Raw genomic sequence first — 14,566 nt, 5'->3', positions numbered from 1 at the left:
TTGGTATAACGTACCGGCTAGTCTTCGAGCCGGTAGGGCACGCTGGTGACGATCTTGCCCTTGCTGAACAGCAGCGTCGCCTTGATCAGCAGCGCCGTCTGGTTGTGCAGCAGGTGCTGCCACCACTTCGAGGGGATGAACTCGGGCATGACGATCGTGAGCACGTCGTCGTCGTACTGCGCGTCGATCTCGTCGATATACGCCATCAGCGGGCGCACCAGCGAGCGGTACGGCGAGCTGAGAATCGTCAGCGGGATGCCGCTGCCCCAGCGCTTCCACTTTTCGCGCAGCTTGGCGGTGGCCTCGGGCTCGAGATCGACATACACCGCCGTGACGTTATCGGGCGCGATCGAGAGCGCGTACTGCAGCGCCGGCACCACGCCACGGTGGACGCCGCTGATCAGCACCAGCGCGGTGTGGCGCTTAACCTCGCTCGGCATGGGCGCGTCGGCCAGCGAGAGCTGGCGAGCCACCGCCTTGTAGTGCGAGTTGATGCTGCGCAGCGCCACGACCATGATCGGGATCAGCAGCAGCACCGCCCAGGCGCCCTCAAGGAACTTCGTCGAGGCGATCACCACCAGCACTGTGCCGGTCACCAGCGAGCCCAGCAGGTTGATCGCCGCGCTGCGCTGCCAGCCGGGTGTGCGTATGCGCCGCCAGCGCTGCACCATGCCGAACTGCGAGAGCGTAAACGACAGAAACACGCCCACCGCGTACAGATGCAGCAGCGACTGCTCTTTCGCGCCAAAGCCCACCACCAGCAGCACAGCGAAGATGCCGAGCGCCACCACGCCATTCGAAAACACCAGCCGGTCGCCGCGCTGCGCGAACTGGCGCGGCAGAAAGCGATCCTGCGCCAGAAAGTACGAGAGGCGCGGGAAGTCGGCGAAGGCGGTGTTCGAGGCCAGCACCAGGATCAGCATGGTCGCGATCTGCAGAATATAGTAGAACGGCGATCCCGAGCCGAAGATCACCCGCGCGAGCTGCGAGTTGGCCGTCTCGGGCTCGGGGCTGCCGTCGGGCATAATATGGTAGGCGTTGGCCAGCACGGTAGTGCCGAGGAACATCAGGCACAGGATCACCGCCATGATCACCAGCGTGATCGAGGCATTGCGCGCCTCGGGCTTCTTAAACGCCGGCACGCCGTCGGCAATCGCCTCGATGCCGGTGAGCGCGGTGCAGCCGGCCGCGAACGCGCGCAGCAGCAGAAAGAACGTAATGCTCTGGGTTTCCTCGGCGATGTAGGGCATGTGCGGCGCCGGCGCGGGCGCGACGCTGCCGCCCCCGGCGATCAGCTGCATCAGGCCCGCGCCGATCAGCGCGAACATGCTCAGAATAAACAGGTAGGTCGGGATGGCGAAGATCTGCCCCGACTCTTTGATGCCGCGCAGGTTCGCCAGCGTCACCAGGCTGATCAGGCCGATCGCCAGCTCGACGCGGTATGGGTCGAGTGCGGGCACGGCCGAGGTGATCGCCGCCACCGCCGCCGACATGCTCACCGCCACAGTCAGCACATAGTCGATCAGCAGCGCCGAGGCCGCCACCAGCGATGGCGTAACCCCCAGGTTCTCGCGCGACACAATGTAGGTGCCGCCGCCCTGCGGGTAGGCGATGATCGTCTGGCGGTACGAGAATGCCACGGTGATGAGCAGCAGCGCAATGCCGATCGCGATGGGTGTGGCGTAGCCCAGCGCCGCGCTCTGGGCGGCCAGCAGGGCGATCAGGATGGCCTCGGTGGCATACGCGACCGACGAAAGTGCGTCGGAGGAGAATACCGCCAGCGCGATGCGCTTGGTGAGCCGCTCGTGGGCCAGCTGCTCGTTCGCGAGTGGCTGGCCGACAAACAGGCGCTTTAGTTCCGCAAGCATAGCCTCTTCTCTGGTGATAGCCTTGATATACGGCGGGGAATCATACCATTAAACCTCGGCGCCGGCAATGCCGCTAGCGCTCGAGGTGGTAAGGTACACTGATCACCACGACATTCTTACGGAATAGCAGCGCGGCCTTGATCGCCAGCGCCGTCTGGTTGTGCAGCAGGTGCTGCCACCACTTCGAGGGAATGAACTCGGGCAGAATCACCGATAGCACATCGTCGTCGTACTCGGCGTCGGCCTCGTCGATGTAGCGCATGATCGGCCCTACCAGCGAGCGGTAGGGCGATTCGAGGATCTTCAGCGGCACGCCGCTGCCCCACTGCTCCCACTTTGTCTTCAGCTTGTGCGTCTGCTCGGCGTCGAGGTCGACGAAGAGCGCGGTGGTGTTATCGGGTGCGAGCGACTTGGCGAACTCAAGCGCCGGGATCACGCCGCGATGCACGCCCGACACCAGCACCACTGCGGTATGCCGCCGCACTGCGTCGACGCGGCCGAGCTTTTCGAGCGAAAGCTGGCGGGCTACATCTTTGTAGTGGGTGTGGATGGAGCGGAACAGCAGCACCAGCACTGGCGTCAGCAGCAGCACCGCCCAGGCGCCCTGGCTGAACTTGGTGACGACAATCACCACCAGCACGACGGCGGTGAGCACCGCGCCCACAGCGTTGACAACCGCGCTGGTGCGCCAGCCTGCCTCGCGAATGCGCAGCCAGTGCAGCACCATACCGAACTGCGAGAGCGTGAACGAGATGAACACGCCGATCGCGTACAGCGGCAGCATGGCCTGCTCGCGGGCGTTGAAGGCGATCACCAGCAGCGCGGCGAACGCGCCCAGCGCCAGGATGCCATTCGAGAACACCAGCCGGTCGCCGCGGCTGGCAAACTGACGCGGCAGAAAGCGGTCGCGCGAGAGCAGCGAGGCCAGCCGTGGGAAATCGGCGTAGCTGGTGTTGGCGGCCAGCACCAGGATCAGCGCGGTAGCCACCTGGATGACGAAGAACAGCGGGCCGGTGCCGACGATCTGGCTGGCCATCTGCGAGATCACGCTCACGTCTTCGCGCGGCGTTGCGCCGTAGAAGTGCGCCAGCACGCTGATGCCGAGGAACATGGTGCCGAGCGTCGCGATCATCCACAGCAGCGTAGTCGCGGCGTTGTGCGACTCGGGCTTCTGGAATGCCGGCACGCCATTCGAGATCGCCTCAACGCCGGTGAGCGCGGTGCAGCCGGCCGCGAACGCGCGCAAGATCAGAAACAGCCCCAGCGGCTCGGCGGCGGCAACGGTGTGCTCGAGCTTGGGCGCAGCGGCCACCCAGCCGCCCAGCGCCGTCTGCACCAGGCCAAACAGGATCATGCCGACCATGCTGAAGATAAAGATATAGGTTGGCACCGAGAAGATCGCGCCGCTTTCTTTCACGCCGCGCAGATTGATGATCGTAATCAGCGCGATGCAGCCGAGCGCAATCTCGACGCGGTAGTCGCCCAGGCTCTGGTAGCCCCACGTCGCCGCCAGCGACGTGATCGCGAACACGCCCGACGACACCGACACCGCGACGGTCAGCACGTAGTCGATCAGCAGCGACGCGGCGGCGATCAGGCCGGGCACTTCGCCCAGGTTCTCGTGGGCCACGATATACGCGCCGCCGCCATTCGGGTAGGCGTGGATCGTCTGGCGGTACGAGAACCCGACGATCAGCAGCAGCACCACAATTGCGACGGAGATCGGGATCACCAGTGGGAGCGCCGCCGGCCCGGCCAGCACCAGCACGAACAGGATTGCCTCGCTGGCATACGCCACCGACGAAAGCGCGTCGGAGGAGAACACCGCCAGTGCGATGCGTTTGCTTAGCCGCTGGTGATGTTGCGCCGCCGTCTCGAGCGGCATACCAACCACCAGGCGCTTTAGTTCAGCCATCATAATATCTACCTGTGTGATACAACCCACAGCCGGTAGATGCTGCGGGAGGCTAAAATCCGCCCAACAAAAAATACGCCGAAGGCAGTCGGCGCATGGTCGGCTGTCATATCAAGCTGACAACAGTGGCACGGCGCAACACCGCGCGCCATCTTCACTTACCAGCGGGTTGGGGTGCCGCAGCGCGACAGATCATAGCACGAGCCGTACCGTCAGTCAAGCGCCAGCTATTGAGGGATCGAAGCGTTTGTGCGCCGGTTCGATTACAGCCAGGGCTCGTGCAACGTCTTTCGACCCCTCCCCCTACCTCCTCCTTTGTCAGGGGAGGGGGAAACACATCTGGCTTTGTGGTGCGGTTCCGCCGCGACCGCACCTCACCCCCTTACCCCCCTCTCCCACGCGCGGGAGAGGGGGTAAGGGGGGTGAGGGCCGACGTTGCACCAGCCCTGGACTACAGCGGGCGTGCTGGCGTTGCGGCCAAAGCCGTGGTAGCATGCGCCAAACACACGCGCCGCGAGCGCCGCGGCCAGGAGCAACACCATGGGCTACGCCGAGCACGAACAGCAAGCCCGCGCCGCGGTAGCGCGCGCGATCGGCTGCGGGGTGATCACAATCAGCGATACGCGCACGCCCGACACCGACACCAGCGGCGCGGCTATTCGCGCCGCGCTCGAGGCCGAGGGCCACGCGCTGCTGGCCTACGCCGTGGTGAAAGACGAGCCGGCCCAGATCGTCGGCCTGGTGCGCGACATGGCCGCGCGTGGCTGCCAGGTGATTATCAGCAACGGCGGCACCGGCATTGCCCGCCGCGACAGCACGTTTGAGGCGATCGACGCGCTGCTCGAGAAGCGCCTGCCGGGCTTTGGCGAGCTCTTTCGCATGCTCTCGTACGCCGACATCGGCCCGGCCGCGATGCTCTCGCGCGCCACCGCCGGCCTGTTCGGCGGCACGCTGGTCTTCTGCTTGCCCGGCTCGACCGGCGCGGTGCGCCTGGCGCTCGAAAAGCTGATCATTCCCGAGCTGCCGCATCTGGTGTGGGAGACAATACGCCAATGAAACGCGCGATCAACTGGCCATTTCTGCTGCTCATCCGCTTCTACCAGCGCTTTCTGCGGCCGCTGCTGCCGCCAAGCTGCATCTACGAGCCGGGCTGCTCGACGTATATGTACCAGGCGATCGAGAAGTATGGCATTCTCAAGGGTGGCTGGCTTGGTACCAAGCGCATCCTGCGCTGCCATCCTTGGGCGCAAGGCGGCTACGACCCGGTGCCCTAAAGGGCGAGGTTCCAGCCGCGGTTTCCTCGCGCCTGGGAGGCTTGGAGGGCTTGCGCCCTCCAAAATCATTTTTTGCCCCTTTGCGGCCACGACCGGGCAAAAAGGAAGCTTTCGAGGGGCGGCTTTGCCGCCCCCCCGAACCCCCACCGCGTCACTCGCCTCAAGGAGTGAGGCGTTCCTCTCAAGGAGTGACGCGTTCCCCTCAAAGAGTGACGCGTTCCGCTCAAGGAGTGAGGCGTTCCCTTCAAAGAGTGACAGGCTCCCCTCAAGGAGTGAGGCGTTCCCCTCAAGGAGTGAGGCGTTCCGCTCAAGGAGTGACGCGTTCCGCTCAAGGAGTGAGGCGTCCCTTAGCGATGCGCGCGCCGGCGTAGCGCGGCGCCGGCGGCCAGCGCGGCTCCGGCTGCCAGCACCAGCCCGGCCGGCAGCGCCGCGCCGCCGGTATTCGGCAGGCGCGAAGGCTGCTGCGGCTGCCCGCTTGCGTAGTAGCGCGCGTACAGATCCGGCACCAGCGTGAAGTTCCGCGTGTTGATCGCCGCCGGGTCGAGCGGCTGGTGCGCCTGAACATATGCGGCGATCAGGTCGCGGATCTCATTCGTCGACTGCCACACCCGCGTGCCCTCTTTAAACATCGCGAAGCCGCCGCCGCCCGAGGCGCGGTAGTTATTGATCGCGATGCGGAACGCCTGGTCGGGGGCTACGTCTTTGCCTTTGAACTGCAGCTTGGTGACGCGCTGGCCGACTGGCTTGGTCAGGTCGATCGTGTAGTCGATGCCGGTGTAGATATCCCAGTTGTAGTCGGGCACCTGCGGCGACACCAGGCCCTTCGGGTCGGCCGGCAGGTTGGCCGCGTCGGCCGTCTTGAAGTACTCGGCGTCTTTTTCGAGCGCGCGGCGCAGGATGTCGCCGTTGATCTGCAGCACATACAGCGTGTTATCGTAGATGTACGAGCTGTACGCGTCGCGCAGCGCGATCTGGCCCTGCGGAATGTGGCCGGTGTCGTTGAAGATCGCCGCCAGCGAGATGTCGACGGGGTAGCCTGCCGCAGCCGCGGCATCGCTCTGCACGGTGTTGATCAGGTCGGCCAGCGGGCCGTCGGTGTAGCGCGCGGCCGGGCCGCCTGGGAATTCGCCCGTGGCCGTGCCGATTGGCGTGCTGATATACTTGAGTGTCTGGTCGTGGTACGGGTAGGCCAGGTCGGTCAGCTGCTGGTCGGCGTCGACGCCCTTCACATACTGCAGCGCCGAGTCTTTGCCGGCGACCTGCCAGCCCGAGCCGCTGCGCTGCAGCTGCAGCGTGACTTTGGCGAGCGCGCGGCCCCAGTACGACGGCTCGACGATCAAGACATTGTTGATCAGCGCTTTGGGCACGTCGAGGTGCGAGTGGCCCGCCAGAATCACGTCGATGCCCGGCACCTGCTGGGCCAGCTCGATCGTCAGGTTCTCGTCGGGCAGCGAGCCGCTGGGCACCCAGCTGCTCGGGTCGGCAAGCCAGGCCTGCGGGTCGCGCGTGTTGGCAGGCGTTTTGTCCCAGCCAATATGCTGCGAGATCACAACCACGTCGGCGCCGGCGGCCCTGATCTGCGGCACGTACTGCCTGGCGGTGTCGACCGGGCTGTCGAAGCGCAGGCCGGCGATATTCTCGGGCTTTTCCCAGTTGGGGATCGCCGGGGTAGTGAGGCCGAGAATGCCGACCTTGACGCCGTTGACCTCTTTGATGACGTAGGGCTGGAATGCCTCGCTGCCGTCGCTCTTGCGGATGTTGGCCGAGAGCAGCGGGAAGTTCAGCTGGCCCTTCCAGCGATTGAGCGTATCGAGGCCGTAGTTGAACTCGTGGTTGCCGATCGCTGCCGCGTCGTACCTGAGCGCGTTCATCGTCAGCGCCATCGGGTGAACGGCCTTCTGGTCGATGCGGGCGTAGTAGTAGCCCAGCGGCGTGCCCTGGATGGTGTCGCCGCTGTCGAGCAGCAGCAGGTTTGGATCTTTGGCGCGCTCCTGCTTGATCAGCGTGGCAACGCGCGCCAGGCCCCAGTCGGCCACCTTGCCGGTGTAGTAGTCCCAGGGCAGCAGGTTGGTGTGCAGGTCGCTGGTTTGCAGGATGGTGATGGTGGTGGCTTCGTCCTTCGCGCCCGCAGTGGGCGCCAGCAGCAGGCTCGGCAGCAGCAGCGCGCATCCGATCAGTGCCGGCAGCATTCGACGAAACAGCATATACTCTCCTTCCCGCTGGCGCCCGTGCTGTGCGGCACTCCAGCGTCGCGCGGCGTCGGAGGTTCGCGCGCTGCGGCCGCCGCACCGAGCGCGCTCCAATCGCGAACCCGGTGTGATTTCAATGGCGGCTGCGGCGATCATCGAGGCGCGAGCCTGCATTATACACGCTTTTGCGGGCCGTTTGGCGTAGAGTAGACAGAGGATGTGCGCTGTGGCTAGCTATGGTGCTCGCGCTCGCGCAGTGCGCCCACCTCGGCGATCGGCAGCTCGATCGTGAATGTCGAGCCGTGGCCGGGCGCGCTCACGACGTGGATCGTGCCGTGCATCAGCTCGAGCATACGCTGGCTGATTGCCAGGCCCAGCCCGGTTCCGCCGAACCGGCGCGTCAGCTGGTTGTCGACCTGGTGAAACGGCTGGAAGATCCGCTGAAGCTGCTCGGGCGCGATGCCGATGCCAGTATCCTGCACGCTCAGCACCAGGCGCCCGCCGCGCTCTTCGGCCGCCACGCGGATGGTGCCGCGCTCGGTGAACTTCACCGCGTTCGCCAGCACGTTGGTGACGATCTGCTCCAGGCGGCTGCTGTTGGCGCGCACGAGCGGCAGATCGCGCTCGAGCTGCAGCTCAAGCACGAGCGCGCGCGCGCGGATCTGCGGCTGGAGCGCCCCGACAACGCTGGCGATCACGCTGGCCACATCGACGGGGTAGAGGTCGATGCTGAAATGGCCGGCCTCGAGCTTCGAGAAATCGAGGATGTCGTTGATCAGCTGCAGCAGCATCTGGCCGCTGCGGCGGATGTGGCTCAGCGGCTCGAAGGTGCGCTCGGGCAGCGGCCCAAACACGCCCTGGTCGAGCATATCGGCGTAGCCGATGATCGATGTCAGCGGAGTGCGCAGCTCGTGGCTGACGGTTGCGAGAAACGCGGATTTCAGCGCGCTGGCTTCGTTGGCGGCCTCGTACAGCCGCGCGCGCGTGATCGCGTCGCTCACCAGCCGGCCGACGGTCTCGTAGAGCCGCAGGTTCTCGGCCTGGATCGCCAGCGCGGTGGTGTAGCCCATCGCCATCGCGCCTAGCGGCTCGTCGCGCTGGTACAGCGGCACCACCAGCATGGTTTGCAGCCCGAGGTTCGCCATCTCGGCGGCGGTGCGCGTGTCGTGCAGCGCCGGGTCGCTCAGCGCGAGCACGCGGCTGGCGCGCGCGCCCACGATCTCGAAGATAATGCCGAACTCGCTGGCCGACACAGTTGCGTTGGCAAAGCTGGCGACGCCGGGCGCGTCGTCGACCACCACGCGCAGCGCCTGGCCATCGGGCTGGAGCAGGCCGATCATGACCCGATCCCAGTGCATCGCCCGCACAATCTCGCCGGTGATCGCGCGCAGCAGGTCGTCGGTGTAGGCTGCGGCATTGGCCAGGCTGGCGATCTGGCTAAGCAGCGTCAGCTCGGCCAGCCGGCGGTCGAGCTGGCGTTCGATCTGGGCGCGGTCGGTCACGTCGCGCAGCAGTAGCAGCGTGCCCGCGCGGCTGCGGCTGCCGCCGATCGGGCGCAGGCGCGCCTCGACCACATGGCTGCCGGCGTCGGCGCGATACTCGACGGTGGCGCTGGTGGTGCCGGTGGCGCGGTCGGCCTGGTTTAGCAGCGGCACAATCGCGGCGGCCAGCGCCGAGTGGGCGGCAAGCTCGGGCATGCCGCGGCCGAGCCAGGCGTCGGTGCCTACGGCCAGCAGCCGCGCGGCGGCCGGGTTGGCGGCGGCAATCGCGCCGTGGCGGTCGAGCACCACCAAGCCATCGGGCATCTCGTCGACGATCTCCTGCTGAGCGATCGGCGTAAGGTTGAGCAGCTGGTACTGGCGCGTGGCGTAGAACATCAGCGCGCCCGAGGCGGTGAACAAAAACGGCGTGGGGTCGTCGATGGCGCGGATCTGGAAGCCGCCGAGCACGTAGGCGATGTTGCCGACGATCGGGAACAGCGCGGCCAGCAGCACGAACTCGGCCTGGCTGCGGTACAGCAGGCGCGGCTCGCGCAGCGCGTAGATGAAGAAGCCGAGGCCCAGGCCAACGCAGGCGTAGGAGTACAGGAAGTGCAGCCAGAACAGGACGCCGCGCTGCACCGCCAGCGCCACGAATGGCCGGGTTGGGTCGGGCTCGATCCGGCTCCACCACATGTGGTGCCAGCCGTTGGTCAGCACCGCCAGGTAGGCCAGCGCCGGCGGCAGCGTCAGCAAGGCCACGGTCAGGCCGCCGGCGCGGCTCTGGCGCCGGGCGTAGGCCAGCGCGAACAGCAGCCAGCACGGCCCTACCGCCACAATCCCGGCGTACTGCACCTGTGCCCAGAACAGCGCCCAGGCGTGGGTCGGGCTGCCGACGCTGAACGTATGGCACAGCGACCAAAAGGCCACTGCCAGCATGAGCAAGCTGAATGGCCGGGCCTCGGTGGTGCGGCGCTGCCAGCCATAGAGCGCCAGCCCGGCCGAGATGCAGGCGGGAATCAGGTACAGAATGATCGGGGGCAGTGCACTCATATGCGCGACTCAGCTACGGATGGAATCCCATTATACTTGAGCGCGCAAGCCACCCGCGGGCCTTGCTACGAGGGCACTGCACATTCCTGCCGTCAGGTGTACTTGCGGTGGCTGCTGCCCTGGCCTGGCGCCGGGGCGCTCGGCGCGGCCTGGCCGGCTGCCCCGCCCAGCAGCTGGCCCAGCAAGTCGCCCAGGCCGCTGGGGAGGCCGGGCAGCGGCAGCGGCGTTCCGTCGCCGGGCTGGTTGTTCGGTTGCGGGTCTGGCGCCTGCGCCGGCGGCTGGGAGGCTGCGCCGCCAGCCTGGCTGAGCACGCCGCGCAGCAGGGCACCGAACAGGCCCTCGAGCAGCGAGGCCGCGCCGGCCGCGCCGGGGTCGATCTTGCCCGAGGTATCGGTTCCGCCCGACCTGCCATAGCCCACCGGCGACTGTGCGGTGCCGAACGAGCCGCGCCGCAGGTTCAGCAGCGCCGTCAGGATCGCGTCGACATCGGATTGGCCGCCGCGCTTGGCCTGCACATACGCCAGAATACCGGGCAGCAGCACATCGAGCAGCGAGCCATCGCCCTGCTTCGTACCGCTGGCCTGGCGCGCGCCCGCCAGCAGTCCTTCGAGCAGCGGCAGCAGGTCGTCGAGCGAGAAGCTGGTTTGGCCGGCCAGGCGCTTGCCGGCCTCGCGCAGCCCCTGGGCGTAGATCGGCGCGGTGGCGCCCTGGCCGCGTTTCTTCAGCACCTGGGCGGCGTGGCCAAGCGCCGCGCCGATATCGTCGGTGTTGCCGGCGGGGCCGAGCGTATGCGATAGCGTATCGGTGATCAGGCGAAAGTTTGCCGCCATGTTGTCGCCGGTATCGTTGTCGCCGTGGTCGATGCTATTGATCTGCGCGCGATCCTGCTCGATATTCCGGGTCATCGCCTCGAACAGGCCGATCAGTCCGTCTGCTGGCGCCATAGGAAATCCTTTCTGCTGGATGCAAACCGCCCCGAGGCCGCAGTATAGCACCATTCTGCCGCTCGCCGCGCCGCGAACGTAATCAAACATGCGGGCTGAGTAAATAAACAGCAATCGTTGGCGCGAGGGCGGTATGATACAATAGGCGCGGTTCTGATGCGCTAGATGCGTGAAACCTAGAGGAGGCCATATGGCGAAGCAAACCATCCGCGATGTGGAGTGGGCCGGCAAGCGCGCGCTCGTGCGGGTCGACTTCAATGTTCCGCTGGAGAACGGCCGGATCACCGACGACACGCGTGTGCGCGCGGCCCTGCCGACGATCCAATATTTGATCGACCATGGCGCGGCGGTGGTGCTGATGTCGCACCTGGGCCGCCCGAAGAACAAGGTGGTCGAGGGCCTGCGGCTGGCGCCGGTGGCGGCGCACCTTGCCGAGCTGCTGGGCCGCGCGGTGCAAAGCGTGCCGGTGACGGTCGGGCCCGAGGCCGAGGCCGCGGCGGCGGCGCTGAAGCCCGGCGACGTGCTGATGCTCGAGAATACGCGCTTCGACGCGCGCGAGGAGGCCAACGACGAGAGCATGGCGCGCGAGCTGGCGCGGCTGGGCGATGTGTATGTGAACGACGCGTTTGGCGCGGCCCACCGCGCGCACGCCTCGACCGAAGGCGTGGCGCATTTCCTGCCGGCGGTGAGCGGCCTGCTGCTCGAGCGCGAGATCTCCGAGCTGGGCGGCCTGCTCGAAAACCCCGAGCGGCCGTTTGTGGCGATCATGGGCGGCGCCAAGATCAGCGACAAGATTAGCGTGATCACCAACCTGCTGCGCCTGGTCGACAGCCTGCTGATCGGCGGCGGCATGGCCAACACCTTTTTCCTGGCCATGGGCTACCCGGTGGGCGACTCGCTGGTGGAGCGGAATGCTGTAGGCGAGGTGAACAAGATCCTTGAGTTCGCGCGCGAGCGCAGCGCCGAGATCCTGCTGCCGACCGACGCGGTGATCGCCGACGCCATGAGCGCCACCGCCAACCGCAAGACGGTGAGCGTCGACAGCGTACCCGATGGCTGGCGCATTCTCGACATCGGCCCGGAGACGGTGGCGGCGTTCGCCGAGCGGATCAAGAGCGCCAAGACGGTGGTGTGGAATGGCCCGATGGGCTACTTCGAGGCTGCGCCGTTCGCCGAGGGCACCCGCGGCGTGGCGCAGGCGATGAGCGAGAGCGGCGGGCGCACGGTGATCGGCGGCGGCGACTCGGTGGCGGCGGTGGAGCAGATGGGCCTGGCCGACAAGATCGGCCATATCTCGACTGGCGGCGGCGCCTCGCTCGAGCTGCTCGAGGGCCGCGCGCTGCCCGGCGTGGTAGCGCTGAACGACAAAGACAAGTAGTGTGCAGAGGCAAGAACCGAGAACCTGGAACCATCGCGCCGAGCGGGTTCTTGGCTCTCGGTTCTTGGGCCTACCGGCTAGATCCCTTCGGTTTCCATCCAGGCGGCCACAGCGGCATCGTCGGCGGCGGGGTTGCCGCCCGGGATGTAGCGATAGCGCTCGCCGTAGCCCTCCATCACCTGGTTGCGCAGCGTCTCGACTTCGGGCGAGGTGTCGGTATCGTTGATCTGCACCACATTGCCGGTGTCGAGATCGAGGTAAAAGCTGAGCGCCGGGTCGTTCTGTGCGAGCGCGGCACGGATTTGCGCGCGATTGTAGGTAGCTGGCACGCTCGGTCTCCCTCGGCAGGTATGAGCTGCCTGAGTATCGTGATAGGCCGGGAAACGGTTCTCGCCTGGCTGCGGTAGCCAGCCTGCGAGAACCGTTTCGTATGGTACACGAAGAGCTAGCGTTCTGCAAGTTATAGTAGCGGCTGAAACTTTGCGCACCGGCCCGCGTATACAGGGTAGGAAGATTCTATGGATCAGCAGGTCGAAGAGATCGGCTGGGTCGACCAGGCGCTGCGGGGCGATCGCGCGGCATTTGGCCAGCTGATGCATCGCTACGCCGGGGCAGTCTATAATCTGGCGTATCGCATGCTCGGCAACGCGGAAGACGCCGAGGATGCCAGCCAGGAAATATTTTTGCGCGCGTATACGCGGCTGGCCAGCTTCGACCGCACGCGCAAGTTTTCGACGTGGCTGCTGTCGATTGGCTCGAACTACTGCATCGACCGGCTGCGCCGCCGCAGGTTCGCCTGGCTGACGCTCGACGACGCGGCGTATGCGCTGCCAAGCGCCGAGCCTGGCCCCGAGCGCAGCGCGCTCAGCCACGAGCGGCGCGAGCGCGTGCAGCAGGCGCTGCAGCGGCTGCCCGAGAACTACCGCCTGGTGACGGTGCTGCGCTACTGGCACGACCTCTCGTACGAGGAGATCGAGCGCGTGACCGGCCTGCCCGAGAGCACAATCAAGACCCGCCTGCACCGTGCCCGCCATATGCTGGCGGCGGCGCTAGGCCCAGAGGAACAGATGCTATGGGATACCGAGACGACCGCATAGACGAGCGCGCCGAGCAGGCGCTACGCCGCGCGCTCGCGCGCCTCGACGAGCCGCAGTTCGCCGCGCCGCCGCCCGATTTGGTGTCGCGCAGCGCGCGGCGCCTGCCGTCCCAGCCACCGGCCGTGGCCGCCCGCCAGGCCGCGTGGGCCGCCTGGCTACGCCTGGCCTGGCGCGCGACGCTGCTGGCGCTGGCGCTGCTGGTTGTGGCTCTTGGCGCGGCGGCGCTCTTCGGCGGCGACTGGCTTGCCTTGCGCTTTGGCGACGGCAGCGCCGGCCTGAGCCGAACGCTGCTGGCGCTGCAGCTGCTTTCCAAGCCGCTGTGGCGCGCGTTTGGCCTGGCGGGCGCGCCGCAGCTGCTGGCGCTGGCGGTGCTGTTCGCCGGCGTGGCGGCGCTGTGGTGGTGGCTGGCGCGCCCAGCGCCGCAGTACGCGATGGAGCGTGGGCCATGAAGCGACTGATATACCTGTTCTGCGCACTGCTCGCGGCGCTGCTGCCGGGCGCGGCGCTGGCCCAGGATGATGCCCCGCTGGTCGTCGTGGCCGGCCAGCACGAGCCGGGCAGCGTGGCGACGATCGGGCGTGATATTCGCGTCGACGGCAGCGTCGACGGCGATGTGACCAGCTGGAGCGGGGCGATCACCGTCGCCGGTACAGTTGGCGGCGATGTCGTGAGCTATGGCGGCGCGGTGACGATCCTGCCGACGGGGCGGGTGGCCGGGCACGTGATGGCATCCGGCGGTGCGCTCCGGCTTGCGGCCGGCGCGGTGGTGGCTGGCCAGGCGATCCAGGGCGAAGCCGGCGGCGGCACGCTGGCGAGCCTGCTCGACCTTTTCGCGCCTGGCGATGGCGCAGGCGTGCCCGGCGGCGTAGGCCGGGTGCTGTTTGGCGGCACTGCGGGCGCGCTGCTGGCGGCGTTTTGCCTGCTGCTGCTGGCCTTCTGGCCGCGCCGAACGCAAGATCGCGAGCGCCGCGCTGGCGGCGCGCCTCGCCGTGCGCTGGCGCTTGGCTCAGCGCGGCCGCGCTGGCGCTGGCGCTGCCGCCGCTGCTGCTGGCGCTGCTGATCGCCTCGGTGATTGGGCTGCCGCTGGTGCGGGTGCTAGTGGTGCTGCTGGTGGCGGCGGCGTATGCCTATGGCCTAGCGATCGTGGCACGCATCGGCGGCGATTGGCTGGCGCGGCGGCCTGGAGCGCGGCCCGCACTGGGCAGCCTGCCGGTGGTGGCGGTGCTGGCGCTGGTGGTGCCGCTCGCGCTGCTCAGCGCCGCCGCGCCGCTGTGGGGTGCGCTGGCGTTTCAGCTGCTGGCGCTGCCTGGCCTTGGCGCGGCAATCCTTAGCCGCGGCGGCACAGCCCTAGCCAGCATAGCGCCGGCCTG

Annotated in this window: 12 protein-coding genes; 6 read left to right on the top strand and 6 right to left on the bottom strand. The window is 67.3% G+C overall.

Annotation, left to right across the window (positions count from 1 at the left end; all coding sequences use genetic code 11):
* Positions 1–17: 17 nt before the first annotated feature.
* On the bottom strand, positions 18–1,868 hold the full coding sequence (locus tag U0177_RS25155; protein WP_409573424.1) for an APC family permease: 1,851 nt from the start codon (positions 1,866–1,868) through the stop codon (positions 18–20).
* A 73-nt stretch (positions 1,869–1,941) separates the two neighbouring features.
* Positions 1,942–3,786 carry an APC family permease gene (locus U0177_RS25150; RefSeq protein ID WP_409573423.1) on the bottom strand — a complete coding sequence of 615 codons (1,845 nt, stop codon included), beginning with the start codon at positions 3,784–3,786 and terminating at the stop codon, positions 1,942–1,944.
* Positions 3,787–4,323: 537 nt separating this feature from the next.
* Between U0177_RS25150 and U0177_RS25145 the strand changes: the two genes are divergently transcribed.
* Together U0177_RS25145 and yidD are read left to right on the top strand one after the other, a co-directional pair.
* Entirely contained in the window at positions 4,324–4,839 is a 516-nt protein-coding gene (locus U0177_RS25145) for a molybdenum cofactor biosynthesis protein B (RefSeq protein WP_409573422.1), read from the top strand.
* Complete coding sequence (gene yidD / locus U0177_RS25140) at positions 4,836–5,057, top strand: membrane protein insertion efficiency factor YidD (RefSeq protein ID WP_409573421.1); 222 nt, start codon at positions 4,836–4,838, stop codon at positions 5,055–5,057. Before U0177_RS25145 ends, yidD begins: the two co-directional genes overlap by 4 nt.
* A gap of 347 nt (positions 5,058–5,404) precedes the next feature.
* On the opposite strand, the gene U0177_RS25135 is transcribed toward yidD, so the two are convergent.
* The 3 genes from U0177_RS25135 to U0177_RS25125 all read right to left on the bottom strand — a co-directional run bounded on the left by U0177_RS25135 (position 5,405) and on the right by U0177_RS25125 (position 10,721).
* On the bottom strand, positions 5,405–7,261 hold the full coding sequence (locus U0177_RS25135; protein WP_409573420.1) for a bifunctional metallophosphatase/5'-nucleotidase: 1,857 nt from the start codon (positions 7,259–7,261) through the stop codon (positions 5,405–5,407).
* A 215-nt stretch (positions 7,262–7,476) separates the two neighbouring features.
* Positions 7,477–9,777 (bottom strand): histidine kinase N-terminal 7TM domain-containing protein, encoded by a 2,301-nt coding sequence (locus U0177_RS25130; RefSeq protein WP_409573419.1) that lies wholly within the window; start codon positions 9,775–9,777, stop codon positions 7,477–7,479.
* Positions 9,778–9,869: 92 nt separating this feature from the next.
* A complete protein-coding gene (locus U0177_RS25125; protein WP_409573418.1) occupies positions 9,870–10,721 on the bottom strand; it encodes a DAK2 domain-containing protein in 852 nt (283 codons plus the stop codon).
* Positions 10,722–10,911: 190 nt separating this feature from the next.
* Here U0177_RS25125 and U0177_RS25120 point away from each other — a divergent pair, with 190 nt between their 5' ends.
* Positions 10,912–12,099, top strand: coding sequence for a phosphoglycerate kinase (locus U0177_RS25120; protein WP_409573417.1), 1,188 nt, complete (start codon positions 10,912–10,914; stop codon positions 12,097–12,099).
* Positions 12,100–12,176: 77 nt separating this feature from the next.
* Here U0177_RS25120 and U0177_RS25115 read toward each other — a convergent pair whose 3' ends face one another.
* Complete coding sequence (locus U0177_RS25115; protein WP_409573416.1) at positions 12,177–12,428, bottom strand: hypothetical protein; 252 nt, start codon at positions 12,426–12,428, stop codon at positions 12,177–12,179.
* 189 nt (positions 12,429–12,617) lie between these two features.
* Here U0177_RS25115 and U0177_RS25110 point away from each other — a divergent pair, with 189 nt between their 5' ends.
* From U0177_RS25110 to U0177_RS25100, 3 genes are read left to right on the top strand one after another with little or no spacing between them, the layout of a single operon-like run.
* Positions 12,618–13,196 (top strand): sigma-70 family RNA polymerase sigma factor, encoded by a 579-nt coding sequence (locus tag U0177_RS25110; RefSeq protein ID WP_409573415.1) that lies wholly within the window; start codon positions 12,618–12,620, stop codon positions 13,194–13,196.
* Positions 13,172–13,645, top strand: a complete 474-nt coding sequence (locus U0177_RS25105; protein ID WP_409573414.1) for a hypothetical protein — start codon at positions 13,172–13,174, stop codon at positions 13,643–13,645. The genes U0177_RS25110 and U0177_RS25105 overlap by 25 nt, the downstream gene beginning before the upstream one ends.
* Positions 13,642–14,256 carry a hypothetical protein gene (locus tag U0177_RS25100; protein WP_409573413.1) on the top strand — a complete coding sequence of 205 codons (615 nt, stop codon included), beginning with the start codon at positions 13,642–13,644 and terminating at the stop codon, positions 14,254–14,256. Before U0177_RS25105 ends, U0177_RS25100 begins: the two co-directional genes overlap by 4 nt.
* Positions 14,257–14,566 lie beyond the last annotated feature (310 nt).

The organism is Kouleothrix sp., from assembly GCF_046328425.1.
Taxonomy (GTDB): Bacteria; Chloroflexota; Chloroflexia; order Chloroflexales; family Roseiflexaceae; genus Kouleothrix.
This window is presented reverse-complemented; position numbering and strand designations above follow the sequence as displayed.

Bases quoted from the DNA above. Each gene is read 5' to 3' on its own strand.
- U0177_RS25155 (WP_409573424.1), bottom strand. From the start codon at position 1,868: ATGCTTGCGGAACTAAAGCGCCTGTTTGTCGGCCAGCCACTCGCGAAC.
- U0177_RS25150 (WP_409573423.1), bottom strand. From the start codon at position 3,786: ATGATGGCTGAACTAAAGCGCCTGGTGGTTGGTATGCCGCTCGAGACG.
- U0177_RS25145 (WP_409573422.1), top strand. From the start codon at position 4,324: ATGGGCTACGCCGAGCACGAACAGCAAGCCCGCGCCGCGGTAGCGCGC.
- yidD (WP_409573421.1), top strand. From the start codon at position 4,836: ATGAAACGCGCGATCAACTGGCCATTTCTGCTGCTCATCCGCTTCTAC.
- U0177_RS25135 (WP_409573420.1), bottom strand. From the start codon at position 7,261: ATGCTGTTTCGTCGAATGCTGCCGGCACTGATCGGATGCGCGCTGCTG.
- U0177_RS25130 (WP_409573419.1), bottom strand. From the start codon at position 9,777: ATGAGTGCACTGCCCCCGATCATTCTGTACCTGATTCCCGCCTGCATC.
- U0177_RS25125 (WP_409573418.1), bottom strand. From the start codon at position 10,721: ATGGCGCCAGCAGACGGACTGATCGGCCTGTTCGAGGCGATGACCCGG.
- U0177_RS25120 (WP_409573417.1), top strand. From the start codon at position 10,912: ATGGCGAAGCAAACCATCCGCGATGTGGAGTGGGCCGGCAAGCGCGCG.
- U0177_RS25110 (WP_409573415.1), top strand. From the start codon at position 12,618: ATGGATCAGCAGGTCGAAGAGATCGGCTGGGTCGACCAGGCGCTGCGG.
- U0177_RS25105 (WP_409573414.1), top strand. From the start codon at position 13,172: ATGGGATACCGAGACGACCGCATAGACGAGCGCGCCGAGCAGGCGCTA.
- U0177_RS25100 (WP_409573413.1), top strand. From the start codon at position 13,642: ATGAAGCGACTGATATACCTGTTCTGCGCACTGCTCGCGGCGCTGCTG.